Annotated in this window: 23 protein-coding genes; 13 read left to right on the top strand and 10 right to left on the bottom strand. The window is 34.9% G+C overall.

Going from position 1 to position 26,039, the window contains the following annotated elements; translation table 11 throughout:
• The first annotated feature begins 69 nt into the window (after window positions 1-69).
• The 3 genes from QUF73_04475 (at window position 70) to QUF73_04465 (ending at window position 4,356) form a co-directional block, all read left to right on the top strand.
• Window positions 70-855 carry a DUF3794 domain-containing protein gene (locus QUF73_04475; protein MDM5225457.1) on the top strand — a complete coding sequence of 262 codons (786 nt, stop codon included), beginning with the start codon at window positions 70-72 and terminating at the stop codon, window positions 853-855.
• A 284-nt stretch (window positions 856-1,139) separates the two neighbouring features.
• Window positions 1,140-1,916 carry a DUF3794 domain-containing protein gene (locus tag QUF73_04470; GenBank protein ID MDM5225456.1) on the top strand — a complete coding sequence of 259 codons (777 nt, stop codon included), beginning with the start codon at window positions 1,140-1,142 and terminating at the stop codon, window positions 1,914-1,916.
• A gap of 82 nt (window positions 1,917-1,998) precedes the next feature.
• Complete coding sequence (locus tag QUF73_04465) at window positions 1,999-4,356, top strand: hypothetical protein (GenBank protein MDM5225455.1); 2,358 nt, start codon at window positions 1,999-2,001, stop codon at window positions 4,354-4,356.
• Between the two features lie 46 nt (window positions 4,357-4,402).
• Here the strand turns inward: QUF73_04465 and QUF73_04460 are convergent, their stop codons facing one another.
• On the bottom strand, window positions 4,403-5,161 hold the full coding sequence (locus tag QUF73_04460) for a hypothetical protein (protein MDM5225454.1): 759 nt from the start codon (window positions 5,159-5,161) through the stop codon (window positions 4,403-4,405).
• Between the two features lie 411 nt (window positions 5,162-5,572).
• Here QUF73_04460 and QUF73_04455 point away from each other — a divergent pair, with 411 nt between their 5' ends.
• The gene (locus tag QUF73_04455) at window positions 5,573-6,538 is read left to right on the top strand and encodes a glycosyltransferase (GenBank protein ID MDM5225453.1); all 966 of its coding nucleotides are present in this window, start codon (window positions 5,573-5,575) and stop codon (window positions 6,536-6,538) included.
• An 18-nt stretch (window positions 6,539-6,556) separates the two neighbouring features.
• A complete protein-coding gene (locus QUF73_04450; protein ID MDM5225452.1) occupies window positions 6,557-7,219 on the top strand; it encodes a sulfotransferase family protein in 663 nt (220 codons plus the stop codon).
• Window positions 7,220-7,329: 110 nt separating this feature from the next.
• Here the strand turns inward: QUF73_04450 and galU are convergent, their stop codons facing one another.
• The gene (gene galU / locus QUF73_04445) at window positions 7,330-8,211 is read right to left on the bottom strand and encodes a UTP--glucose-1-phosphate uridylyltransferase GalU (protein MDM5225451.1); all 882 of its coding nucleotides are present in this window, start codon (window positions 8,209-8,211) and stop codon (window positions 7,330-7,332) included.
• Window positions 8,212-8,599: 388 nt separating this feature from the next.
• On the opposite strand from galU, the gene QUF73_04440 reads away from it, so the two are divergent.
• The 3 genes from QUF73_04440 (at window position 8,600) to QUF73_04430 (ending at window position 11,749) form a co-directional block, all read left to right on the top strand.
• Window positions 8,600-10,138, top strand: coding sequence for a methyltransferase domain-containing protein (locus QUF73_04440; protein MDM5225450.1), 1,539 nt, complete (start codon window positions 8,600-8,602; stop codon window positions 10,136-10,138).
• Between the two features lie 84 nt (window positions 10,139-10,222).
• A complete protein-coding gene (locus QUF73_04435) occupies window positions 10,223-10,966 on the top strand; it encodes a sulfotransferase family 2 domain-containing protein (protein MDM5225449.1) in 744 nt (247 codons plus the stop codon).
• Window positions 10,967-11,032: 66 nt separating this feature from the next.
• Window positions 11,033-11,749, top strand: coding sequence for a sulfotransferase family 2 domain-containing protein (locus tag QUF73_04430; GenBank protein MDM5225448.1), 717 nt, complete (start codon window positions 11,033-11,035; stop codon window positions 11,747-11,749).
• Between the two features lie 216 nt (window positions 11,750-11,965).
• Here the strand turns inward: QUF73_04430 and QUF73_04425 are convergent, their stop codons facing one another.
• Window positions 11,966-12,862 carry a sulfotransferase gene (locus tag QUF73_04425; protein MDM5225447.1) on the bottom strand — a complete coding sequence of 299 codons (897 nt, stop codon included), beginning with the start codon at window positions 12,860-12,862 and terminating at the stop codon, window positions 11,966-11,968.
• Entirely contained in the window at window positions 12,859-14,445 is a 1,587-nt protein-coding gene (locus QUF73_04420) for a hypothetical protein (protein MDM5225446.1), read from the bottom strand. The genes QUF73_04425 and QUF73_04420 overlap by 4 nt, the downstream gene beginning before the upstream one ends.
• 239 nt (window positions 14,446-14,684) lie before the next feature.
• Here QUF73_04420 and QUF73_04415 point away from each other — a divergent pair, with 239 nt between their 5' ends.
• The 4 genes from QUF73_04415 (at window position 14,685) to QUF73_04400 (ending at window position 18,382) form a co-directional block, all read left to right on the top strand.
• The gene (locus QUF73_04415) at window positions 14,685-15,524 is read left to right on the top strand and encodes a hypothetical protein (protein MDM5225445.1); all 840 of its coding nucleotides are present in this window, start codon (window positions 14,685-14,687) and stop codon (window positions 15,522-15,524) included.
• A 45-nt stretch (window positions 15,525-15,569) separates the two neighbouring features.
• Complete coding sequence (locus tag QUF73_04410; protein MDM5225444.1) at window positions 15,570-16,538, top strand: hypothetical protein; 969 nt, start codon at window positions 15,570-15,572, stop codon at window positions 16,536-16,538.
• Between the two features lie 76 nt (window positions 16,539-16,614).
• Entirely contained in the window at window positions 16,615-17,610 is a 996-nt protein-coding gene (locus tag QUF73_04405) for a hypothetical protein (GenBank protein MDM5225443.1), read from the top strand.
• A 40-nt stretch (window positions 17,611-17,650) separates the two neighbouring features.
• Entirely contained in the window at window positions 17,651-18,382 is a 732-nt protein-coding gene (locus tag QUF73_04400) for a methyltransferase domain-containing protein (protein ID MDM5225442.1), read from the top strand.
• 86 nt (window positions 18,383-18,468) lie between these two features.
• Here QUF73_04400 and QUF73_04395 read toward each other — a convergent pair whose 3' ends face one another.
• Both QUF73_04395 and QUF73_04390 read right to left on the bottom strand, forming a co-directional pair.
• Window positions 18,469-19,434, bottom strand: coding sequence for a glycosyltransferase family 2 protein (locus tag QUF73_04395; GenBank protein MDM5225441.1), 966 nt, complete (start codon window positions 19,432-19,434; stop codon window positions 18,469-18,471).
• Window positions 19,435-19,716: 282 nt separating this feature from the next.
• Entirely contained in the window at window positions 19,717-20,682 is a 966-nt protein-coding gene (locus tag QUF73_04390) for a glycosyltransferase family 2 protein (GenBank protein MDM5225440.1), read from the bottom strand.
• Between the two features lie 319 nt (window positions 20,683-21,001).
• On the opposite strand from QUF73_04390, the gene QUF73_04385 reads away from it, so the two are divergent.
• Window positions 21,002-22,780, top strand: a complete 1,779-nt coding sequence (locus tag QUF73_04385; protein MDM5225439.1) for an SLC13 family permease — start codon at window positions 21,002-21,004, stop codon at window positions 22,778-22,780.
• Window positions 22,781-22,965: 185 nt separating this feature from the next.
• Here QUF73_04385 and QUF73_04380 read toward each other — a convergent pair whose 3' ends face one another.
• The 4 genes from QUF73_04380 to QUF73_04365 are packed head-to-tail and all read right to left on the bottom strand — an operon-like array spanning window position 22,966 to window position 25,964.
• Complete coding sequence (locus QUF73_04380) at window positions 22,966-23,424, bottom strand: dTDP-4-dehydrorhamnose 3,5-epimerase family protein (protein ID MDM5225438.1); 459 nt, start codon at window positions 23,422-23,424, stop codon at window positions 22,966-22,968.
• Entirely contained in the window at window positions 23,421-24,281 is an 861-nt protein-coding gene (gene rfbD, locus QUF73_04375; GenBank protein ID MDM5225437.1) for a dTDP-4-dehydrorhamnose reductase, read from the bottom strand. The genes QUF73_04380 and rfbD overlap by 4 nt, the downstream gene beginning before the upstream one ends.
• Entirely contained in the window at window positions 24,268-25,227 is a 960-nt protein-coding gene (rfbB, locus tag QUF73_04370; GenBank protein ID MDM5225436.1) for a dTDP-glucose 4,6-dehydratase, read from the bottom strand. Before rfbB ends, rfbD begins: the two co-directional genes overlap by 14 nt.
• A complete protein-coding gene (locus tag QUF73_04365) occupies window positions 25,224-25,964 on the bottom strand; it encodes a sugar phosphate nucleotidyltransferase (protein ID MDM5225435.1) in 741 nt (246 codons plus the stop codon). Before QUF73_04365 ends, rfbB begins: the two co-directional genes overlap by 4 nt.
• Window positions 25,965-26,039: the final 75 nt, after the last annotated feature.

The following is a 26,039-nucleotide window of genomic DNA, read 5'->3' as shown; positions in this document are numbered from 1 at the left end:
ACTACTGCAAATAACCATGGAAACGCATAGGATAACATGAACCTAAAATCAAAGGGAGGAAAATAAAGAATGGATAAGAATAAAAATTGTATTGATTTAAATGTTTCTGCTTCTGTAGAACAATGTGAAAGTGTTTCTACCGGGGGACCGCCAACTACACCTGCAGGACGCAGAATTATAAGAGTACCAGTCGTTTTGGCTGAAAGATTGGTAAGTACCAGCCTCGTAGCGAATATTCATTTTCCAGAACCTGTGCTGGAAATTAAGGATATTAAAAAGACGTTAAAGATCGTTCAATGCCGCCTTCTGCTGCCATCAATCCCAGCTGGTTCACCGAATCTGTTCCCGCAGCGTGATCTAAATCTATTCCTAAAAGGATTTGTACGCAAAAATATACAATTTGCAACTCCATGTCCAAACACTTCCAGCTCCTGCGTTTCATCAGAAATTAGATCTTTAACAGTTGATGTGCCTTTTGAATGTGTGACCAGGATTCCAGCAGCAGATTTTGTCTCACCATTCACACCGCCTCAGCTGCCAATCCAAAACACACGAGAAGAATTTGATTTCTTTAGAGCTCAAGAATTAGGCAAGGGATTCCCTGAAAAAGACGAATTTCTTTCAAATGATTTATCCCAATTTCATCAAGTAAGTACGCAATTTTTCAATCAGCTTCCTTTCTGCGAATTAATTTCAAGCAGAATCACTGAATGGGATGAAGCAATTGACAGAGAACCCCTACCTGGCTCTGGACCATTAAAAGAAGGCACATTTACAACTATAGTGGAAAAGATGTTCTTAGAGTTTACTGTTAAGGTTCTGCAAAATCAGCAGGTCCGAGTGATGGTTGATTAATAAATCAATTAAGAATCCCTCCAACTTTGGCGAGTGGCAATAGGATTCTCCCAGGCGATATCTTGATTCTTTTGGAATCGGGGTATTGCCTTTTTCTTTCAAAATAATATATTCAATAGTTATGAAATTGACAAAAATAAAAATACATAGTGCCTTCACACTTTATTTTTTCCTATTTTTTAGGGAGTGGTACCTCCATTTCCGCAAATGCCCATGGGCAACCGCCCAAACATGGACGTTTATCATGCATAGGATGCAATATCTTGATTTTAGGAGGATCCCAAATGTCAGATAAACATAAAGATCATAAAAACCATGAATGCCAAGTAAAAACTACTCATTGTAATTGTGAAAGTCATGAAAACCACCATCCGCAAGTATCTATTGGAAAAATAGTTGCAAAGGTTCCAGTTGTCCTAGCTGAACTTACACTTCAAATAAATGTGGATGCGGTTATTACCTTCCCAGAACCAGTGCTGGAAATTAAAGATATCAAAAAACATGTAAAGTTAACTCAATGCAGATTGCTGCTCCCTACAAACAAGTTATTTATAAAAGGTTTTGTAAGGAAAAATATTCAATATGCAAGTCCGAGTCCGGAGATTGAACCAAGCACTTCGAAATCTGTTTCTTCCGATATTCATTCTTTCACGACAGATATTCCATTTCAGTGCACAACAGAGATTAAGAAGTTTCTAACCTGTCCTGTTATGCCTAAGACAAATAAACGCAATGAATTTGATTTCCTGGTTTCACAGCCTCTTCCATCAGGCTTCCCGGAAAAAGATGAATTGCAGTCAAATGATCTTTCCCAATTCCACCAGGAAAGCAAGCAATTTTATAATGAATTGCCTTTCTGTGAGTTAATTTCGAGTAAGATTATTGAATGGGATGAAGCAATTGATCGGGAGCCGCTGCCAACCTCATCTCCACTTGGAGAGGGATTTTTTACAAAAGTAGAAGAAAAAATGGTTCTTGATATTGACCTTAAAGTACTCCAAAAACAACAGATACGTGTAGCTTCAACAACCAATGATGATTGCTGCGACTGCTGTGATTAAGATTCTTACAGGAATCTCAAAGTAAGGAGGGGATTGGAGAGAATGGTTTATATACCAATATCTTCCATTTGATATGAATAATATGAATGATGCTTATAACCGTATTTATGGCTTCCATGAAAGAACTCCTTCAATAGAAGAACGCAACAATAAGCCCGATCCTCTCTTTTTTTCGCAGAAGGATCAGGTAAATAATCAGGAAATCAAGGGCCAACTGAATAACCAGGAGATGAAAACCAGGGAGCAGCCAGCTGCTCCAGGGAATTCATCAAGCAAAAGCGGATCTAAACCTTTCATATTGCCGCCGCCAAAGATAGAAGCACAGCAGTTAATTCGAAGACCGAGAGCTTCAAGAGAAACAAACAAAAATAAAGTTCCAAAAAATAAAGAAATTATTAAGGAAAAGAAGAGCCAAAAAATTGGAGAGAAAAAGAACTCATCAGACAAATCCCGGATAGATAATAAGGGAAGAGACTCTTTCATGCTTACTCCATTCTCTCCAATGCTTTCCTGGTCTCCAGCATTCCCTGAAAAAAAAGCTGCCGGAAGGACTCACTTCTATTTAAAGGATATGACTGCTTCTGAAGGAGTTGAGGAAGTTTTTTCAATGCTGAATGACCATCAGTTTTTTCATGATGAAAGTTCAAAGGAGAATTCTCCCTCCATTGAGGAATCGCATCCTTATTCTGGCGAATTTATGGCTGATAAAAGTAATGGAAATAGTAATGAACTTAATAAAAGTTCATTACTGGAGCAAGAATTTCTTTTGATGCTGCAAGGAAAAGAAACTGGAAGATCGGAGAGTTCAGATACTGCCATTGAAAGATTATCTTTTTTTGAAAATAAACTAACCAGCGGTGCGGAATCAGAGTCGCAGGATTATTTAGCTGCTCCTACAGAGGAGGAACTTCCCCTTGTGGAAAAATTTTACTCAATGCTCTATGAATCCTCCTCTGAGGAAGTACTTCGATCTCTATATAATCATCCCCCTTCGCAGCAGGATGAAGTTTTTTCAATGATGTCAGATTTGCATTCAGAACAAGAATCCTCTGCAGAGAAAAATGACTCTCTTGACACTTATCTAATGGTTGATGAGGAATCATCTGCTGCAAAAGAAATAAATCATGTAAATACCCTTAGTGCTAATGAAGAATCATCATCTTTAGTCAGCTTTCAGCCAGATGAAAAAGACCTGCACATATCACAGGATGAAGTGTATCTTGAGACTGATGAATCCGGACTTCCAGAAGATTATGACTTGGCTCCATATAAAGGCGAATTTTCATCCTTATTGGAAAAAGCCTATTCAATATTAGAGGATTCACATCCTGAAAATAATGATTTTCAAGGATTTCAGGGATATGACGATATAGAACCAAATTTAAAAATACAAGAAATATTTTCGAGTCTTCTCCAAGAAGCCCATGAATCAAAAAACAAGAACGAAAATATGATTGCAGAATCTGATGAAAATCTCCAAAAGGTCTCATATTTGCTTGAAAGTTTTTCTCACATTCTTAATTCTGAAAATGAAGAAACATCTTCAGCGATTGAGGACCTGGCTTTAACAGATATTGAGCTGCCTTCATGCGAGCTTGAGTCCGATTGTCAGGATAGTTCATGTTATTCAAATTTAGAGGAATCAAAGAATGCAGAATTTCTGGGTATAAGTGAGGAAGAGTCATCTTCACGTGAAAAATCCTTTTTGAATCTTGAAGAATCATCCTCTCACCCAGAATCCTGTTATGAGGATTATGAAGAATCATCATCAGAAGTTATAGAAAGCGCCTGCGAATCCTCTTCTCTTGAGGATGTTTTTGATCGGAAACTCTGTCCTGATGAAACGGGCGAAGAAAATTCATCCCATACAGCACACATTAAGAAATGCTTCCCAAAAGTCATTATGCCAACCGTAAAAGTACCCGTTCTTGTGGAAAAGCTGAACATTGAAATAGACATTTTTGATGCTTTCCCTATCCATTTGCCAATTAAGAACATCACTAAATTGGAATGGTCCATTCAAACACTGGAAACGAATGTTATTCTCCCTTCCAGTGTAATATTTTTAAAAGGGACACTTATAGCGGATCTTGAATATGTAGATAATGCTATAGGAGGTTCTCTTCATACAATGAAAATACCTGTAAAGTGGGATAAAACGGCAGATGCAGATTGGCTTTATCCTCCAGTAATGCCAATAGCGGGCTTCCAGAAGGAATATACCTTTAAGACAGATGACGATCAGGGGATAAGTTCACATTATGAAGCCGCTCAGTATTTTTCAGAGAAAATAGAAGCCCAATTACAAAGTATTCATTTTGTATGGCACAATGACATTCTAGAGAATGAAAAACCAGAAATCTATATTCAGGGAAGAGCTATTCTGGAAATTGATTTACTGCAGAAACAGTATGTGGATCTTAATTTAGTAAATAAATAATTTATTAATATAAGGGTGCCTAAAAATAAGGCACCCTTTTCCGCATTTATCTGCGGCGAGTAATTTTTTTAAATTTTGCGGCCATAGTCTCTGCGCCTGTTGAGCCATTTGGAGAAGGTTCTGCAACTTGCTGTTTTTGTGACAATTTAAGGAAAAGTACAACATTCATTTTTTCAGTAATTTTATTGAAACGTCCCCAGTTATCAAAATCACTCAGAATATCCCACTGATCTACTTGAGAGGCAAGCAATTTGCATTTAATCGGCTCATTATTGATTTCAAAAGTGATGGATCCGAAATTACAGCGATCTGCACTCATTCCATCTTTTGAAATCTCCCTGATTTCTAAATTGCCGCTGTCTTTGCTGCTGAATGGATCCTCGAAAGGAAAGGCTACAGGGTTAATAAGGTCAACAAAGTCAAAACATCTAAAAGGTACATTCACACTAAAATCCCTGACGCAGCTTCCACCGTCAACAAATTGAATATTTTTGTGCACAAACCCTTCTACGAATAGTTTCACTCTAAAAGGATCAGAAAAATCCGGTGTAGCCTTACATTGTGTTAAATGAACATTCTTTCTGATATTTTTAATATCAGTCGCAAAAGTAGGCAAATGAATATCTGCTTCTACCAATGTTTCTACTGTCACATCTGCCAAAACAACAGTTTCTTCAGTTCCTCCAATTAGAAACGTGTCAATATCACAGCCTGTGCTTTTTGATTTTACTTCGTGGCTTGCCGGCATTGGCGGGCACGCTTTATGATCATTGCAGCCACAGCCATGGCCAGTATTGTTTTTCATAAATTCCACTCCTTATAAGTTTTTGTCAACTATAACTTTAAGTGCAATACCGAAAATAGTAATTGACTTAAATTTTTGACTTACTTATATATATGTCTAAATCTATAAAAGGAATGGACTAGTGCCGATAGGTTTCTGTCTATTTTTCATTTTTTTGTAAGATTAATGCCTTACACACTACTATATAATGTTAACCCCCTGCAGGATTTTCTATTTACTGCTTCAATCTTTGGCCTTTAATGGCACTGAATGCACCTATTCTCACAATGATTGCTTTTTGACATATATTAAAAGCAGAATTAAAGTTCCATAACTAAAAACGATGCCGATACAGCGGGAGTGCACTTCATTTTATTTTAATTCTGAAAGAAAATGCATTTTTTTATTTCAATTAGATTTGGGTGATTATATATGAGAATCCTTTTTATAACTTCAGGATATAAAGGAATTTATGATTGGTTTGAATCATGGATACAAGCTGAATTAATTAAAGAGCATAAAGTGTCTTTTTATTATTTTAATCAGGGTGTAAAAGAACTGGAATCGATTTTACAGACATTTAAACCTGATCTTGCTTTAACACTAGTTGGGTACAAAATGACAAAAATGATGTTGGAAATCCTCAAACAATATGGGATTAAAACTTCGATTTGGCTGACAGAAGATCCCTATAATATCGATCGCTCCATTGGCCTTATGAACGATTTTGATTATTTATTTACTATCGACACGGCAGCGCTTGAGTTTTATGAAAAAAAGGGTCATAGCAGAGCTTACCATTTACCGCTGGCTGCAAACCCTGATGTTTTTTATCCCAAAAAGGTTCCAGAAGAATTCAAAAGTGATATTTGCTTTGTTGGTTACCCATATCCTGATCGTATACATCTGCTGGAATTCATACTTGAAAAAACATCTTACAAAGTTCGTGTGGTTGGAAATTGGAGCCGTTATTTACGGAGTTATCGGAAATATAGTAACTTAAACATAGATGAAGGATGGGTAGAGCCTCAAATAGCAGCAGACTATTATAATGGGGCAAAAATAGTGCTTAATTCTCATCGCCCCTCAAATTTGCGGCAAAATAAAAACAAGCTGGGTATTACAGGAAAAAGCATTAATAATCGTACATTTGATGTGGCAGCTTGTTCAGCATTTCAGCTTATAGAGTTTAGAGAAGATTTACCCAAACATTTTATTGAAAATAAAGAAATAATTGCTTTTAGAAATATGCAAGAACTTATTGAGAAAGTTCATTATTATATGAAAGCTGACAAAGAACGAGACGCTATCGCTAATAAAGCCAGAAGCCGAGTATTACAAGAACACACCTTTCAGCACCGTATAGAGCAAATGCTTTCACTAATTGGCAAACCATAATGCAAAGGAGTGTTAAGCATGGGGAAAAAAAGCAGTCTTTTTCTGGTTTTATGCCTTCACCGTTCTGGCTCTAGTGCAACTGCTGGGGTGATGCACTTATTAGGAATTCACATGGGAACTAAGCTCCTAACAGCCTCCCCTTTTAACCCCAAGGGCCATTTTGAAAATATGGACTTTGTAGCAATCAATCAGGAAATCCTTCAAGCTGCCAAAGCTTCATGGAATAATCCGCCCAGCAATAAAATAATCGGAGCTTCAAACTTCACAATATCTAAAATACAGAGCTTTATTGCTGATAACGTAAAACCTGTTTGGGGATTAAAAGATCCCAGGATATTATTAACTTTTGAAGTTTGGAAGCCATTGTTAGAAGAAGTGGCAGACATTACTTATGTTTTTATTCATCGGCCATTTGAAGCTTCTGTCCGTTCAATGGCAAATCGGGATCGTAAGGGAATTGTAAATGCATCACAAATATTAACACCATATTTGATAAATCTCTATCATTATCGTCATACCTATGGCATTCCATCTGAAAACATCATTGATGTTTATTTTGAGGATATGCTGACTAATCCGAAGCCGCTTGTTAAAAAGTTTAATGAAAAAATCGGAAATTCACCCGGTTACAACCTTAAGGAAGTTGAGAATTTTTTAGACAAAACCTTAAAAAAATTCTAATTAAAAGATCTAGATAAAAGCCATGGTTTTATAGGCTAAATTTTGATTTACTATATTAACATTTCTAAAAATAAAAACACCGCTCCGAAATTTAGGCGGTGTTTCTTGTATTATGAGAGCAAGCTATTCTTCCTGACAATATCAGCTAGAAAATGGAGAACTTCCTTTTCAAGATCTTCACGTTGTAATGCAAATTCAATTACAGTTTTCAGGTATCCAAGTTTATCGCCAATATCATAACTCTTGCCATTAAATACATGAGCATAGACTGATTCATAATTAAGAAGAGCAGAAATTGCATCAGTTAGCTGGATTTCATTTCCAACCCCAGGTTCTTGCTTATCTAGCAGCTCAAAAATCTTGGGAGTAAGAATATACCTTCCAAAAATAGCCAAATCGGATGGTGCATGTTCTCTGGCAGGCTTTTCAATTAAACTGAGAATATTATAAACTGGTCCTTTCCCCTTTTCTACGTCCACAATACCGTACTTATGCACGTCTGCTTCTTCAACATGCTTAATTCCTATTATTGAATTATGGCAGCTTTCAAAAACCCCCATCATATCCTTAAGACAGGACTTTTTTTCTTCCACAAGAGTATCTCCCAGTAAAACAGCAAAAGGTTCGTTTCCAACAAACTTTCTTGCACACCAAATTGCATGTCCTAATCCATTAGGCTCACTTTGTCGGATATAATGAATATTGGCTAACTGTGAAATCTTTTTTATTTCCTGCAGTTCCTCTAGCTTTCCTTTTTTATTTAATGTTTGTTCTAATAAAAAAGAAGAATCAAAATGATCCTCAATCGCTTTTTTCTCTTTCCCTGTTACAATTATGATGTCATTTATTCCTGCCTCAACTGCTTCTTCAATAATATACTGAATTGTTGGTTTATCAATTATAGGCAGCATTTCTTTAGGCAAGGCCTTCGTTAATGGCAGCAGTCTAGTTCCAAGGCCAGCTGCGGGAATAACCGCCTTTCTTACTTTCACTTTTCCATACACCTCCATTTGAAACAAACCTACATAATTTAGGTTATGGATTTAAACCTCCCTTTGGCACGGCTCATTCACTACATACAAAATTTGGTTTTAAGAACAGGAGAAATTTGTGAGAAGTATTGTTTTTTTTAGTTGTTAATTTATAAAAGCCCTTTGCAATTTGGACAATCAACTTAATATGGAATGATGAATAAAATGGTACAAAGTCAAGGCCTTTTATGCAGACTAAAGCAAAGCTTGTCAATGTAAAAAAGGGCTATTTATATCCGTTCTGCCATGACATATCAATGTAGATGTTCATATCTTATTAAGTAGTGGCATGTCTAAATGAAACTTAGTGATGAAAATATATCGTAACTTATTTAAGAAAGGAGAAGTTATGACACACAATTACTTTCAACTAAAGGATCGTGTTGCTGGCTGTAACCTATTAAATATTGATCAAAACCTTATAGGCCATAAAGATATATCCAGTTTCACACTTTCCTTTGTCAGTAATATAAAAGAAAAAAACATATTGGTGATTGGCTTCGGCTGTGAAAATCTCTGTTCACAGATGTTCACAGCTGGACTTGAAAATTACCAAATAATTGATTTAAAACAAGATGATTTTAGGGATGAAAATAATCACTTTACTGACTCCATAATAAATATGGAATTGAATAAAAAAATCGATAAATACGGTCAATTCTTCGATGTAATTATCATGAATGAAGTGATTGAGTATATTCCAATTTTCAAAATGGAACTGGTTTTGGAAGAATTAAAGCAAATTCTTAAGCCTGGCGGACATATTGTTTTAAGTATTTCTAACTGCAATAATCCATATGAAGATGGTCATGGATTTTTGAGTTTCAATTCATCAGGCATTCATGGTAATAAAGAAACTGTTGACATTGATACCTTATTAAAAACTTGTTTAAAACATAATTTCATCTGTTCTAAGGCTGATAAGAGGTTCTTTGGATTTGTTCGCAGAAGTGATATTAAGCATTTTGCTCCCCCAAAAAAGAATAATTATTTAGACAAATACATTCCATCCCTATCTAAAGACAAGCGCCATGCCAAACCTGATAAAGAAACTGGACGATTAATGATTGGATGTGTGACAGAAAACAATGCAAAGTATCAGCGGCAAACTTTAAATCTGGTAAAATCGATTCGCTGGTTTGGAGGGAAAATGGCTGGGGCAGATATATTTGTTTGCATCGTTGATGAAGCAGATGATGAATTTGTATTGGAGCTTAAAAAATGGGGAGCTTTTGTACGTATAGTAAAACGGTTCAGTGAACATCATCCGCAATCCAATAAACTTAGATTTTTTGAATTACCAGAAATTGACTTTTATGATACAATTATGTTTTTGGACTGTGACACAATTATTGTTCAAGACCCATTAAAATATATTGATGGAAAAAGCTTTCAGGCGGAAATGGCAGCAGGAGCAACTGTACCGCACGAATTATTTAAAGAAATTTTTTATCATTACCAATTAAAAGTGCCAGAACGAACATATAAGACAGCTTTATCAAGAATATCCACTATATGGTATTGCAATGCAGGTGTATTGATATTTCCGAAATCTATCCTCCAAACATTTTTCCCTGTATGGAGGGAGTACACTGAAGATCTTATAAAAAATAAGCACTTGCTAAAAGACTACTTTAAGTTCTGTGAACAAGCTTCATTGACATTGTCCTTTGTCAAAAACCCCGTTCCATTTAAGAAACTGCCGATGAAAATGAATTTTCCCCTGGTGGGCAGATATGCGCCGGAAATTCAACAATGCGACCCCGTCATTATTCATTATCATCATCGTTCTGAAGACTCGGGCTTTATTCTTGAGGTTACGAAAAGTCATTATGCACAAAAGAGAATTAAGGAATTCAACCAAATGTTAAAAAAATATGGCAATTAAATTTTTCCATGTATATTAGTAACCCTGCCACTTATTATTTCCAATAATTCAAATAACCATAATAAACATCAAGAGGTGAAAACGTTGGATAAAAGTAAGGAATTGATCATTCATACCCATATCCCCAAAACAGGCGGAATGACTTTGCGGTCTATCGCAAATAAAAATTACGATAAAGAAAAAATGTTAACGAATGTTTTTTCATCCAGTGTTTCGAAATTTATAAAGGATATTGGGGAGAAGACAGATATTGAATTTGTAACTGGCCACCACCCATTCGGCCTTCATAAATATACCAATAGACCTTGCGCTTATATCACTATGCTTCGGGACCCAGTTGAAAGGGTTATATCCATGTATTTTTATAACCTTCGCAAGGAAAATCACCCTCTTCATAAAAAAGTTAAGCAACTAACCTTTGAAGAATTTATAAATGATAAGGGGTTATTTCGACGAACAGTAAATCGGCAAACTCAAAAAATAATTGGAAGCTTAATACCCAAAGAAAGCGATTTGCAGAAGGCAAAAAACATTCTAAATAAACATTACAAAGTTGTTGGCATAACAGAAATGTTCGATGAATCAATCTATTTGATGAAAAAAGAACTTGGTTGGCAAAATATTAGCTATGAAAGAAAGAACTATACAGCGGATCGGCCAACAAGAGAACATTTTTCCAATGATGTTATAGAAAGAATTAAAGAGCTCAATCATTTAGATATGCAGCTATACACCTGGGCAAAAAGAAACTTCATAGAACGATTAGAAGCATTGGACAGTAGCTCCAAGCAGGAATTGGAGGTTTTTTTAAACAGAAATAATAATTGATTTAATAAGGTTGCAGAAAACCCTGCAAATCTTTATTAGTTTTAAAACAAAGGAGAAGTGACTGACATGAAAAATAAAATGCCTGCAGATGACCGTCTTCTTATTTTCATGCATATACCAAAAACCGGTGGAATGACATTGAAAAGAATAATTAAGAGACAGTATCCAGATAATATGATATTAAAAGATATTACGGACGGTAAAATCCAGGAATTCAAAGAAAAGTTGGAAGAAAGAGATTTCAAATTTGTATTCGGGCATCTTTCGTTTGGGCTGCACCTTCACACCACTAAACAATGTACTTATATTACAATGTTGAGAGAACCAATTGATCGAGTTATTTCCATGTACTATTATGTTTTAGGCAAAGAAAAGCATCCATTACACGGTATTGTAAAGGGGCTGTCATTTGAAGAGTTCCTTGATCATCCTGATTTAAAGAATCATACGAATAATATGCAAACCAAAAGAGCACTTGGCAAAAATTCGTTGATAACTACTGATCTTGAACTAGCGAAATTAAATTTGCTGAATCACTTCACAGTAATTGGCATAACAGAAATGTTTGATGATTCTATAAAGCTAATGAAAGAAAAATTAAATTGGAATGACATTTCATATGTTAGAAAAAACAAAACAAAAAAAAGGTTAAGCAAGGATGAACTTGGTCAGAGAATCATCAGCAAAATAACTGAAAATAATGAGCTGGATATAGAATTATACAACTGGGCCAAAAATAAATTAGAGGAAGATTTAAAATCTTCTAGTGACAGCTTTAAATAAATTAGATAAAAAAATAAAAAAAATTGATATTTTATTTACTCAATTAAGTGGATAACCGAGTGTTATTGACACAAGGCTTATCCACATTATTTTTAGAAATTTTTATTTCATTTTCTCTATCCATATCTAATTCTTAATAATATCAAACAAAATTTTTACATACTAAAAAGAGGGTCTAGCCCTCTTTTTTTCCAGCTCCATTATTTTTTTTTATGTTCAAAGGTTGTTAGAAAGTTGCTGTTTATACTTTTTGAAGAGATCGTCTTCAGGGAAAATCGTATTCAGACTCTCACCATTTTTCAGAACGAAATTTAACAACCTATTAATTTCGTTTTTATTCAATCGAGTACTCCATAATTCATTGCGATCTGGATTTATCTTATTTAATAAGGATTTCGGAAGAATTGCAGGCAAACCAAGGAAATTAAGACAGTTTGAGAGGATTTTCTCCGGCTGTGAGACTAAGTCCTCTTCTTTAATGATGAAAATACGATCAGAAGAAATGGAATTTGCAAATTCTGAAATTGCTTTGTTTGTTTCATACCAGTATTCTGCTAGATATCTTACATCACCGCCAGGGAAACAACGTTCTCGATCAATATGACTGGGGATAGCAGTGAAAAAGCATTCCCAGCAGCGAACAGTATCTGGATCATTTTTTGGGGGCCAATAATGAACCACATTACGGTTTAAAATCTTTTTTAGGCTTGCCGTTACACTCGGCATATCACGGTAAATCCATATGAATTTTGCATCTGGAAACAATTCATTAACAAAAGGCATTTTGTTCCCCAGATGAGGATTTTTGTTAAGAAATAAAGAGTTTTTCAGTTTTTTACTCCCCTTATTTTTCCTCATTTCATCTATAAATGCCTTTGAAAGTCTTTCTCTCTGTCCTGGTTTGACATCCTTTTCGGTTAAATGGGGACATTTGTGGTCAAATGTTTTTGGTGCTGCCATTGGAACCCCTGCTTCCCTTGACCATACCCTTCTTAATTCAAAAGGACAGTGGATAATATTTGGATGTGTGCCTAACAACTCTGCGAACAGTGTAGTTCCGCTTCGCATACATCCGACTAAAAAAACAGGCTTTTTAATATTTCTTATAGTCATGATCGTTCCTCCTTATTACAATATTCAATAAGACGTCTATTAAAGTATTGCACTCTGTTCCTCGCAAAAGAACTGGATGTTTTATCAATAATTAATCCTTTCTCGTCCACGTTGTTATGATAGTGAATGATAATTGGATCACAGTTTTTCACTTTAGAAAGATTACTTTCCAGGAGGTGAAAATTCATTTCCATCGGCAGTTTGCTAAACGGAATCGGATGAGCAGCGTAAGCTAGTGTGAGTGATGCTTGCTCGCAAAAGTTAAAATACCTTCCTAATAAATATTTTTTTTCTATAAGATTATGAGTATATTGTTTCCATATTGGATAAAAAACCTGAAGGATTTTCTTTGGGAATATCAAAACGCCTGCATTGCAGTATAACATCGTTGGCGTATTTGTCACTGCGGTTCTGTAATGAAGGGGAAGCAGCTTCAATCCGAAATGGGAAAAAAGACTTTTAAAAACATAGTGCGGAACAGTTGGGCCTGCAGCAAATTCAGCCTGAAAGTTCACTCCATCTATGAAAGGATACGGATCTTGGACGACAATTGTATCACAATCCATAAGCATAACAGTGTCGTAAAAACCTATTTCATCCAGTTCAAACAGCCTCAATTTATTTGATTGGGGATGATCTTCACTAAACCGTTTGACAATCCGGACAAATACTCCTAATTTCTTCAGTTTATCAACAAATTCCGGATCTGCCCTATCGACAATGCATACAAAAATATTAGCACCTGCCATATGACCGCCAAACCAGCGAACAGATTGTACTAATCTTAATGTCTGATCTCTATATTTTTCAATATTTTCTGTCACACAACCGATAAGCAGCCGGCCCGCACCAAGAACAACTTTTTCTATTTCTTCATCTTCATAGTTTTCTTTCATCTCAAGTCCATGTTCACTTAATATTTTTGTATGGCAGGAGAGGTACATTTCTTGCTTTTCCTTCTCAAATAAATGAAGATCAGACTTCAAAACCATTCCAAAACAATTGTTTTTATAGCTTGCCAAAATAAAACCCTGCTGCAGACATGTCCTTAAAATTGTATCGATTGTTTGCTTATGGCATCGTTCATCTAGAATCTGGTCTGGGGATTCGCATTCCTCTAAAGTATTTGGATTGTTAAATAAAATAGTTTTTAATACGATATAACCGCCCTGGCACAGTAAATTTTTTATTACCCCCCAAATTTTTTCCATTTCAAAAACTGGAATATATTCGATCATTTGATTTAGGGCGATGACATCGTAGGTTTTCCCTTCGCTTAGATTTTCTGGTTCACACCATTCATAATTTATTAATAAACCTTTAAGTCCTTCACAACAAATCTCTTCAGCAACTTCACTGTAATTTAATCCGGAATACTTCTTCATTCCATGGATAGATAACTCATTTTGATCTGCCTTTGTATATCCTATCTCTAGGGTCTTTTTATTTTTCAGTTTCGGAACGAAAAACTTTATAAAGTTATATAGAATATTGGACTCGAAGCAATTCTTCTTACGGTCCTTTTCCCTTTCAGCTATACCAATATAATCTTCCTGTAAATTTAGTGCAGGAAACCTTTCCATACCTCTCTCCCCTCTCATGGAAAGTGTTAGCCAAAAAATCATTCCTCCTTTTAGAATATGTAAGCCTCTATTGTTAGGGACTAGGTAAAAGCTGATTATTAGTTATGCGCTAATTGTATTAAATTACAATTTATAGTCTTTTTGGGCTATTGTAAGTGTCCGCTCTCACTTACAAACATATTTATATAAAACGGGATTAATGAGGATGGGTTTTCAGAAATTTTAAGGAGTGAAGCAGGTTGATATTTTGTACAATTGCACAGCCCAATCAATTAGCGGCAGCATTAATATTAGCCAAATCAATAAAGAAGCACCATCCCGAGGCAAAAATGGTGTTATGTTTAACAAGCAAAGAAATACCGGGGGCTGCAAAACGTTACCGCCATATTGATCATGTAGTATCTGAAAATGATTTTGGAAGTGGCCTTTTAAAAAATTTAAGCGAATTTTACTCAATTATAGATAGATCTCGTGCTCTCAAAGCGCCTTTTCTTAACTATCTATTCAACCAATTTACCAATGAGGATGTTTTTATCTATCTTGATTGTTTTACTAAGATTTTTGCCCCCTTTAGCGAACTATTATCAACTTTAGAACGGCATTCTATCATATATTCAACATATTGTCTGACATCTCCCTCTGAGAGCGGTATTTTAAATGAGTTCGATCTTTTAAAGAACGGTAATATTAATGGGGGATTCCTCGCTTTCAAAAGAACGGAAGAATCCACCCAATTTATAAAGAAATTTCATCGGCTTATTAAGAAAGACGTAAATAAAAACAAACGAGGATCAGTAGAAGGTTTGTTTATTGATGAAAGATGGCTTTGTTTAATGATTGGACTCTTTAATATTTATTTTTTTAAACATCCTTCCTATCATCTTGCTGTTTGGAATTTACATGAAAGTGAACGGAAAATTGAAAAAATAGATGGTGGAAGCTGGGGCATAAAAGGAAATCCAATTAAATCCTTGAACTTCGCCGACTTAAAAGGATCATTACACTGGACACTGAATGATAATATAGTTAATTTACTTCAGGAAAATTACAAAAAAAGGTTAGATTCAATAAAAAGCTAAAGTCCCTATTGATTAATACCATTCAATGTTTGGAGGAAAAAGACTTTGATCATTGCAACCGTTTCTTCTTTAAATTATTTGTACAAAGCAGAAGTTTTGGCAAAGTCAGTAAAAGAACAACACCCTGATGCTAAGGTAATCGTTTGTTTAGTGGAAAAAGAAATGCATCCAGATGCACAAAGTGTTCCATTCTTTGATGAAATAATACTTGCTAAAGATTTAGGAATTGCTGATTTTGATAAATATATATTTAAATATGATGCAGCTGAGGCTGCTTGGGCACTTAAAAGTCAGGTTTTAATGTATTTGTTAGTAAATGAAAAAAAGCATGACCAAATTATATATCTTGATTCAGATATTATGCTCTATAGCCCTTTAACTGAAGTTCAGGCAAAATTAAAGAAATATCCGATTGTTCTTACTCCACATGATATACAGAAGGGGCCCAGAGGAGTTTATTTATATAATGGAATTTTCAATGCTGGATTTATAGGCATAAGCAGGAGCCGTGAAGCAAAAAAATTTATTGACTGGTGGGCTAAAAGAGTTACACGTTACTGTTATAGAGATCGGAGTCTTCGTCTTTATGATGATCAAGGATGGTTAAAACTCGTTCCCACCTACTTTGAAACTTATATACTAAGACACCCAGGGTACAATATTGCATTTTGGAATTTACATGAAAGAAAATTAAGTTTATCAAATTTGAAAGAATATACAATAAACGATAATTATCCTCTCCGATTTTTCCACCACTCCCAGCATTCTGCTATTCTTAAAGAAGCTGTGGAGAAAGAAAAGAACAAAATTCTTTTAGATTTATATTTGGAATATACCGAAGAATTAATGCAGGCCAAATTGTTCCCTCTTTCTAAAAAACCCTGGAGTTATGATTTTTTCACAGATGGCAGCAAAATAAAAAAAATATCCAGAAGGAATTATTTAACTGATACCCGATTTCAAAAACAGGCAAATCCTTTCACTTTATCAAACGAAAAACTCACTGTATCTTAAATCGAATAAAACCGCTACCAACAAAAAATATAAAATTATGTTGGGAAACTGGAAAAAAAAGGGGGGGGATTAATCAGTGATTTTCATTAGTGTATCAACTTTAAATTATCTTCACAGAACGGAGATAATGGCTAAATCAATAAAAGAATTCCATCCTGACTCAAAAGTTATCATCTGTTTGATTGAAAGTGAAATGCAGCCTGAAGTTAAGAATATACAGGTATTTGATGAAATATTACTTGCTAAGGATTTAGGAATTCCGAATTTTGATCACTATATTTTTAAATATACCGCTTCTGAAGCTTCCTGGGCATTAAAAAGTGAATTAATGAGATATGTATATAAAAATGAGGTGCAAGAAAATTACTTTATTTATATTGATTCAGATACAAGGCTTTACAGCTCTATAATTGAAGTTCAGCCTATTTTGGACATGTACCCAATTGTATTAACGCCACACTGCATCAAAAAGCCAAAAGATGAGTACTTACAATTTGGGATCTTTAATGCGGGATTTTTGGGAATCAAAAGATCAGATGAAGCTGAAAACTTTATTAATTGGTGGGCTGATAAAGTAGAATGGCATTGTTACATGGACTGGGACCGATTTATATTTGTTGATCAAGGGTGGTTAAAACTCGTCCCAACCTACTATAACGCATACATTTTAACACATCCTGGATACAATGTTTCTTTTTGGAATTTCGACGAGCGAAAAGTTTACAAAGACCAAGATAAACAATACACAATAAATAATCTTCCACTGCGTTTTTTCCACTTCTCCCAACTTCTTACATCCCTTAAAGAAGCTGTAGAAAATTCCAACAATGAAGTAGTCCGAACTTTATATGGGGATTATTTAGAAGAGTTAAAGATTTCGAGTGTGTACCACCTGTCAGCTGAACCATGGAGTTACGCCTTCTTTGAAAACGGCGACAGGATCAAACACATAACACGCAAAACATATCTCCATCATTCTCAACTCAATTTATCTTTAAATCCATTTTCCTTATCAAATGATAAATTAAATGACTGTTTTCAGGAAGAAATACTTGTCTCCAAGTTTTTATAAATTATAAATCAAGAAAAAATTTAAGAAAGAAGTGATGTTGGTGTATACACACAAATTTTTTGAAGAAATCGAAAATGGAGCACAAAAATCTGCTGAGCAAATAGTACCAATTGTTATGGATTTAATAAACCCAACTTCTGTAGTAGATGTTGGATGCGGAACTGGGAACTGGCTATCAGTATTCAAAGATAATGGTGTTAAGGAAATATTAGGAATAGATGGTGACTATATCGATCGCAGCCAATTAAGGATTTCGGAAAGGGATTTTCTTCCGTTTAATTTGGAAAATTATGTTGATATAAATAAAAAATTTGACCTGGTTATTACCTTGGAGGTTGCAGAGCATCTGCCGGAAAAATGTGCGGATATCTTTGTACAATCTTTAGTGAATTTGGGGCAAATTATATTATTTTCAGCCGCTGTCCCCTTACAGGGAGGGTTAAACCATATCAACGAGCAGTGGCCGCCATATTGGATAGATCGCTTTAAAAATCACGGGTATGAGGTTATCGATTGCATTAGATACAAGATATGGAATAATAAAGATATTGCAGGTTATTATGTTCAAAATACACTGTTGTTTGTAAGAGAAGATATTTTGCACAACTATCCAAAACTCTTAACAGAACAAAAGAATAACCATTCTCTACATTCAATTGTTCATCCAGTTATGTTTGAATGGAAGGCAAGTCAAGTAGATTTGTTAAAAAAGAAAGTTAAAAAGCTCCAAAAACGATTAAAGGAAAAAAATAATAAAAAAAAAAAACAGTAACATCCCCAAAAAAAATAATATATCATTATAAAAAAGCGTACGCTATTTGTACGCTTTTTTCAATGATTTGAAGGAAAAGGGTTAAACTAATATTCCCTTTTTAACTTAAAAAACTCCTTTGCCATTTCTTCACAATTTTCCAGCAAGTTAAGAAGTGCATCTACTTCATTTTCTTTCGTATATTTAAGTTTAAGAGGCTTACAAAATGATAAATCTAAAGGTTTATGAACAAGGGTTATATCTTTCAATTCTGTTTCGCAATGGTAATCTCTCACTAATTGAATTAAGTCCTCCTCTGTCCTGCTTCTGCTATCCTTAATAATTTGAACAAACCTCTCTAAAAAATATAAGTTCTCAATTTTTTGTCTTGATAATCTATTGATCCAGGTAACAAGCAATTTCGACTTGAATTGCTCTAATGAGCGAATAGGAAAATGAGCAATCTTCAATTCTTTTAAAAAATTTTTCTTTACTTTCTTTTTTCCGCGATTTATTCGGTATTTATGATTGCCCTCTGAAAGAGTTCCAGGATATTTTTTTGCAAAATTAGCTGTTACAACAACTTTATGATTGGTCTCATGATAATCTGCTCTTGCATAGGTAATCCTTTTGGGAATAAACAACTCGTTCCTATTATCATACTCATTCAAAACGTACGTTCTCCAAGCTATATGATGCAGCTGATTTAAATCAATCTTGTTTAGAACGTCACAGGGATGTTCCAGGTGATCATTGGAAACTAAAAACTCATCTGCATCGAGGGGAAGGATAATATCGGGCTGAAACTGTTCAAATGTGTTCAACATTAATTGTGTTGTTTTTTTGCCCTGAGCGAATTCATGATCAGTGTCGTAAGAAATAAAGATTGGAAGACCTTCCTCCTTAAGCTTTTCAAGAATTTCAGGAGTTCTGTCAGAACTCATATTATCCAAAAACACCATCCCATCGAAAATATGCTGATGATACCTGACGAAAGATTCAATAATATCCGCCTCATTTTTCACCATGCTAACGGAGAAAATTTTCCTCTCTGTTCTTCCAGATTCCAGCACTATGAACCACCTTTTCCTTTTTTATTTTTAATTATTAAAGATATATCCATGGAGTACCGCAGATCATGTACTTTTTCGGCCCTTTATTAAACAAGCAAACAGCCCCTTCCATGCTGGCTGAATATGGTTTATAGGTATACGGAGAGTTTTCCGATTTCTTTATTCAGATCTCAGTTATCGAATAGATTTTTTGTTATTAAATCGCGATTTCTTTTTTGAGGACTCCCAAGCATAAAGTGTACATTTTTGACGCTTTTTCTATGCCAAACTATAGGATATTTTCTACTTATTGCGCTTTAACAATGCAAAATTCTTGGCCAATTCTTCACTGTTTTCTAGAAGGTTAAGAAAAGAATCCACTTCAATTGCATTTGTATATTTGAGATTAATGGATTTACAGAGAGATAGATCTATAGGTTGATTAACAATTTTTACATTTTCTATATCCGTTCTGAATGGGAAATGTTTGGCTAATTGGATTAAGTCATGCTCCGACTTACTTCTGCCTTCCTTAATAGCTTGAACAAACCTTTTTAAATATAATTCATTTGCATCTTTTCTTGCTAATCTATTGATCCATGCGATAAGCATTTTCGATTTGAATTGTTCTAAAGAACGAATAGGAAAATGAGCGAGTTTCAACTCTTCTATCATGTTTACCTTTACTTTTTCTTTTTTTCGTCCTATTAGAAAGTTATGATTCCCCGTCGTAAGAGTACCTCTAAAGTTATTAGCGAATAAATATGGAACCACTACTTTATGGCGATTTTCATGGTTATCTTTTCGAGCATAAGTAATCCTTTTTGGAATGAACAGCTCATTTTTATTTTCACCTTCATTCAAAACATATGTCCTCCACATAATATGGTGAAGCTGCTCTAAATTAATTTTGTTCAGGATGTCACGGGGATGATCAGTATTATTAGTTGAAACCAAAAACTCATCTGCATCGAGAGGGAGAATGATATCCGGATGGAATTGCTGAAAAGTGCTCCGCATTAATTGTGTTGTCTTTTTTCGCTGAGCATACTCATGATCAACGTCATATGAAATATAAATTGGAAGCCCTTCCTCCCTTAATTTTTCTAGGATTTCAGGGGTTCTGTCAGAACTCATATTATCCAAAAATACCATCCCATCGAAAATATGCTGATGATACCTGACAAATGATTCAATAATATCCGCTTCATTTTTTACCATGCTAATTGAGAAAATTTTCCTCCCTTTTTCCCTTGTATTTTTTCCCATCTTTTTCACTCCTTCTTAATCGGTTCATATTAAAGAGCTCTTTATAAATATATGTTTTCTGATGTTTTTAGTGTCGGCAGGAAAGAGTTAATAAAAATGGTCTTCATCACTGGGTTTATGCTTGTTTTCTGTTTATGCCGTATCCATTCATTCAAACCGCTCATAAACTGAAATTATGATATTTCTTAACGAAGGAAGGAGAATCTGTGATACGCGCCAAAAAATGCCTCGTAAGCTTTTAGATAAACTATAAATTTATCCTATATTCGGTAAAAAATATTCGAGACAGAATTATTTCATAGGAAGGAGCAATTTTCTTATGACATGGGAAATTGCATTTGTGTTAACTGCTATTTTAGGTATGCTCGGTTGTCTAATACTAGAAAAAGAAAGACCTGAAGTAATTGTTTTTATTACATTAGTCGTATTTTTATTAACCGGTATTATTTCTGCAGATGAAGCATTAAATGGTTTTTCTAATGAAGGCATGTTGACCATTGCATTGCTGTTCATAATAGCCGGTGCTATTCAGAAGAGTGATTTAGTTAAAATTACACTTTATAAACTTTTAAATCCCAAAGATAAAGAAAAAATGACGTTATTAAAAATCGTGTTTCCTATTTCTGCTATATCCGCATTTATGAATAATACACCTATAGTTACTACGTTTACTCCTATTTTAAGAAAATGGTGTGAAAACAATCAGCTCTCTGCTTCTAAGCTCCTAATTCCGTTATCATATGCAACGATTCTTGGCGGAACCATAACCATTATAGGAACCTCTACAAATTTGGTGGTGCATGGACTTCTTCTGGATTACAATCTTCCCGGTTTTTCTTTTTTTCAACTGGGGATAGTGGGGATTCCAATCACACTCTTGGGGATCTTTTACCTTTATACAATAGGCTATCATTTACTTCCTACTAATAAAGCCCAGAGAAATGTTGAAGAAATAAGCAGGGAGTATATAGGGGAAGTTAGGATCACTGAAGAATATGAGCATATTAATAAAACGATAAAGGAAGCGAAATTAAGGAAACTTGCTGGGCTTTACCTCTTGGGCATTATTCGTGACAATGACATGATAACACCAGTTACAAGTTCTACCATCATAAAGGCTAATGACCGACTAATTTTTACTGGTTTAATCTCGACCGTTGCTGAACTTCAGTCCATAAAAGGGGTTAATCTTGAAACAAATACAGGTCCTTTGCTGGATGGTTTAATAACTGGTAATTCCAAGCTGGTTGAAGCAGTTGTTTCTCATCATTCTTCTCTTTTGCACAAAAAAATAAATGAAACACATTTTCGTGGAAAATTTGATGCTGCCGTAATTGCTGTCCACCGAAAAAATGAAAGAATTAACTGCAAGATTGGAGAAATTGCTTTAAAGCCTGGAGATACTCTTTTAATGGTGACTGGCCATGATTTTAAAGAAAGAAATCACTCTCATGATTTCTATGTTGTAAATGCAGTAAATGAAGAAAAGCTGCCTGCTACTATTTCACGCCAAAAAGGATGGTTTACCATCGCAATTATGATTATGCTTATTTCTTTAGTCGCTCTAAATCTTTTAACTATGTTGAAAGCTGTAGCATTTGCCGCCGTTTCATTATTTATCTTAAGAATTATTACTCCAGAGGAAGCAAAAAGATTTATTAAATTTGATGTTTTACTAATTATTGCATCTTCATTTGGTATCGGAACAGCATTAATTAACTCGGGAACTGCAGAATGGATTGCCAATAGCATCTTATCATTTGTTCAGCCCTTTGGAATTTTCTTTCTGCTATTCGTAGTTTATCTAGTTACCAACCTCTTTACAGAAATAATTACAAATAATGCAGCAGCAGCGATGATGCTTCCTATTGCAATGGAGGTATCCTCACAAACTTCTATTAATCCTATAGCAATGGCAGTGATAGTCGCAATCTCTGCCTCAGCCGGATTTTCTACCCCGATTGGCTATCAAACCAACATGATTGTTTATGGTCCTGGAGGATATACTTTTAAGGATTATTTAAAGGTCGGTATTCCACTGAACATTATCGTTATGGCGGCAACGGTAATAATCGTATATTTTGTATGGGTAAAGTAATGAATAGGTATAAAAACGAAACAGCTGTTTATTTAGAATATACAAAAATTCCACAATTATTATTAGCTTGCTATATAAAGGAGAAAACAAAAACTAGCCGAGAAGATAAAATAGCATAATGCTTCCAGGCTTATGAACGGTGTAATCCCCGCTTGACTGATTCATTTATGTCCTTGCGGGGGTTTTTATCGGTTTTCAGTTATCCATTTAAAGTCTATAACAGGATCATTCCAGGGAATTCTCTTTTCATCTGGATCATTTGGGTTATATGATTCAGTTGTAAAATAAATTATCACTGCGGGCTCTTGCCCAAGTACTCTATACCCATGTGCGACACCTCTGGGAATAAAAAGCATAATGGGATTTTCCTCCCCCATATAATAAACATCTGTTGTTCCATTAGTCGGTGAATCTTCTCTTAAATCATAAAGAACAACTTGAGCATTACCGGTGGGAAAAAACCATAAATCATCCTGCTTTTCATGATAGTGAAAAGCTTTAATTACACCAGGGTAGCTCATAGACCACGACGCCTGCCCAAATTTTGGTAAAAACTCAGGTTCATTATCACGGATGAGTTCTGTAAAAAAGCCCCGGTCATCACAATGCTTAATAAGATTCTTTACTTTAATCCCTTTTATCATTCACCCAGCTCCTTCCTTAAAAACTCCTGTAGTGCTTCTTTCCAAGGCCTTAGAGGGTTTATCCCTTCTTTAAGCAGCGCATTTTGTTCCATGACTGAATAAAGGGGCCTTGGGCAAAGGGACCCATATTCTTTCGTCATTACAGGTATTATTAGTTCTGAATCGAAACCTGCACCTTTTAATATTGCTTTTGCAAACGTATTCCAAGTGCATGGACCGGAATTACATACATGATAAATGCCATTTTTTTTATCTAGTAACTGAATTATCGTTTCAGCCAGATCATTTGCATAAGTAGGACAGCCTATCTGATCGTTGACCACCTTAATTTCTTTGCCCTTCTTTGCATTTTGGATCATAGTTTTTACGAAATTGGCTCCATCGTGTCCAAAAAGCCATGAAGTTCGTATTATTGAAGCATTATTAAATAAACCTGCCAGCCTTTCACCAAGTAATTTGCTGATTCCATAAATAGATTGAGGATTTGGATCGTCATCTTCCGTATATGGAGATTGCTTTTTTCCATCAAATACATAATCGGTACTGATATAAAACATCCTTGCATGAATTTTATTAGCTGCTTGTGCCACGTATCCAGTACCGAGAGCATTTACTTCAAATGCTTTCTTACGGTCCATTTCACATTGATCAACTGAAGTAAATGCGGCAGTATGAATAATATATTGCGGCTGATAATCCGATATTACATTGACGACCTGGACATAATCTGTAATGTCCAAATCCTTTTTTCCGAGACCCGCTACTGAATGAAATTGGCCCAATTTTCTTACTAACTCCTTGCCTAATTGGCCATGAGCTCCAGTTATTAAAATATCCACCTTCTCACTTCCTGCCATCCATTCTCATTAAATACCATTCTATAGTCCTTTTAATTCCATCTTCGAAAGAGACTCTCGGTTTCCAGCCAAGTTCCCTATATATTTTCGATATATCCAAAGCGTACCGTCTATCATGACCTTTTCGATCCTGAATAAACTTTATTAATTGTGTATCCTTTTTTAAATATTTAAGTATAATTTGTATTATTTCTAAATTAGTCTTTTCTTCAGAGCCACCAATATTATAAACTTCACCTATTTTCCCGTTTTCAAGAACCAAATGAACAGCTTTACAATGGTCCTCAACATATATCCAGTCACGTATATTTAAACCATCACCGTATATGGGAATGTCCTTGCCTTTTTGGGCATGATAAATAGCTTTTGGAATTAACTTTTCAGAATGCTGCATGGGGCCGAAGTTATTGCTGCATCGGGTAATTATCAATGGGAGTTGATGTGTATGATAATATGATCTGACAAGCAAATCAGCGCTTGCTTTACTCGCAGAATACGGATTGTTAGGTGTAAGAGGACTAACTTCATTAAATGGAGGTTCAAATGGTTCTAGAGAGCCATATACTTCGTCTGTTGATATTTGGATCATCTTACGGGCTTTTCCCATTAGGACAGCTTGTAATAAATTAAAAGTGCCATTAATATTTGTTCGAATGAATGGAGCTGCATCTATGATGCTGCGGTCGACATGTGATTCTGCAGCAAAGTTAATAATAGCTTCATATTGCTGGTCAAATACTCCGACTAAATCAGTCTCTTTAGCAATATCGCAATTAATAAAATGATAGCGATTCGATTTTTCAAATTGTTGAATCATATTCTGATTTGCGGCATAGGTCAAAGAATCTGCGTTGGTGATATAATAATTTGTGTTGCACAACATATATGAAATAAAATTTGAACCTATAAACCCTGAACCGCCAGTTATTAGGAGGTGTTTTTTCAATAGGTATCATCCTCCAATTTATACTCGTTTACGTATTGAAAAGCTTTATAAAGTGATACGTGTGTACCTGCATCAATCCACCACCCCTTTAAGATGTCATATTGAAGCTCATTTTTCTTTGCATATAAATTATTCACATCTGTTATTTCAAGTTCATTCCGATTTGAAGGGTTAATGGCATCAATTAACTGAAATACTTTCTTGTCATACATATATATTCCGGTTACACAAAAGGAAGAAGGTGGATTGGCTGGTTTTTCAATGATGGATTTTATTCTCTTCATATTATCATCTAAATGGGGAACCCCGTATCTAGATAGATCTTTTACTTCTTTTAAAAGGACTCGGGCACCTTTATCCTGTTTTTGAAATGCCTGAATATAGGGAGTTAAAGATTCTTCGAAAATATTATCACCGAGGATGGTTATGAATTTTTCATTCTCTATAAAATCTTTCGCACACATAAGGGAATCTGCTATACCTCCTCCTTTATTTTTCTGTATCTCATAAGAAAGCTTAATATCGAGTTCCTTACCATCTCCCAATATCTTAAGAAATGAATTTAAATCGTTCTTATTCGTAATGATTATGATTTCATATATTCCCGCATCCCTTAATTTAAATATAGGCCAATAGATCATCGGGTAAGGACCAACGGGCAAAAGGTGCTTATTGATAATTTGGGTAAACGGCCTTAAACGAGAACCGGTTCCACCAGCAAGAATAACCCCTTTCATTTGTATAAAACCCCTTCTTCAGAAATTATTCCTTTATGAATTTCTATATAATATATGTGTAACATCTTTATTTGA

The sequence above is a fragment of the Cytobacillus sp. NJ13 genome, assembly GCA_030348385.1.
Taxonomy (GTDB): Bacteria; Bacillota; Bacilli; order Bacillales; family Cytobacillaceae; genus Cytobacillus.
Note: the sequence above shows the minus strand (reverse complement) of the source record. Positions and strands in the feature narration are given on the sequence as shown.

What these genes read in the sequence shown, in the direction of transcription:
- rfbD (MDM5225437.1), bottom strand. Translation starts at nt 24,281, where the DNA reads ATGGCAGGAAGTGAGAAGGTGGATATTTTAATAACTGGAGCTCATGGC.
- QUF73_04450 (MDM5225452.1), top strand. Translation starts at nt 6,557, where the DNA reads ATGGGGAAAAAAAGCAGTCTTTTTCTGGTTTTATGCCTTCACCGTTCT.
- QUF73_04465 (MDM5225455.1), top strand. Translation starts at nt 1,999, where the DNA reads ATGAATGATGCTTATAACCGTATTTATGGCTTCCATGAAAGAACTCCT.
- QUF73_04440 (MDM5225450.1), top strand. Translation starts at nt 8,600, where the DNA reads ATGACACACAATTACTTTCAACTAAAGGATCGTGTTGCTGGCTGTAAC.
- QUF73_04420 (MDM5225446.1), bottom strand. Translation starts at nt 14,445, where the DNA reads ATGGAAAGGTTTCCTGCACTAAATTTACAGGAAGATTATATTGGTATA.
- QUF73_04470 (MDM5225456.1), top strand. Translation starts at nt 1,140, where the DNA reads ATGTCAGATAAACATAAAGATCATAAAAACCATGAATGCCAAGTAAAA.
- QUF73_04365 (MDM5225435.1), bottom strand. Translation starts at nt 25,964, where the DNA reads ATGAAAGGGGTTATTCTTGCTGGTGGAACCGGTTCTCGTTTAAGGCCG.
- QUF73_04380 (MDM5225438.1), bottom strand. Translation starts at nt 23,424, where the DNA reads ATGATAAAAGGGATTAAAGTAAAGAATCTTATTAAGCATTGTGATGAC.
- QUF73_04425 (MDM5225447.1), bottom strand. Translation starts at nt 12,862, where the DNA reads ATGACTATAAGAAATATTAAAAAGCCTGTTTTTTTAGTCGGATGTATG.
- QUF73_04430 (MDM5225448.1), top strand. Translation starts at nt 11,033, where the DNA reads ATGAAAAATAAAATGCCTGCAGATGACCGTCTTCTTATTTTCATGCAT.
- QUF73_04475 (MDM5225457.1), top strand. Translation starts at nt 70, where the DNA reads ATGGATAAGAATAAAAATTGTATTGATTTAAATGTTTCTGCTTCTGTA.
- QUF73_04385 (MDM5225439.1), top strand. Translation starts at nt 21,002, where the DNA reads ATGACATGGGAAATTGCATTTGTGTTAACTGCTATTTTAGGTATGCTC.
- QUF73_04390 (MDM5225440.1), bottom strand. Translation starts at nt 20,682, where the DNA reads ATGGGAAAAAATACAAGGGAAAAAGGGAGGAAAATTTTCTCAATTAGC.
- QUF73_04460 (MDM5225454.1), bottom strand. Translation starts at nt 5,161, where the DNA reads ATGAAAAACAATACTGGCCATGGCTGTGGCTGCAATGATCATAAAGCG.
- QUF73_04455 (MDM5225453.1), top strand. Translation starts at nt 5,573, where the DNA reads ATGAGAATCCTTTTTATAACTTCAGGATATAAAGGAATTTATGATTGG.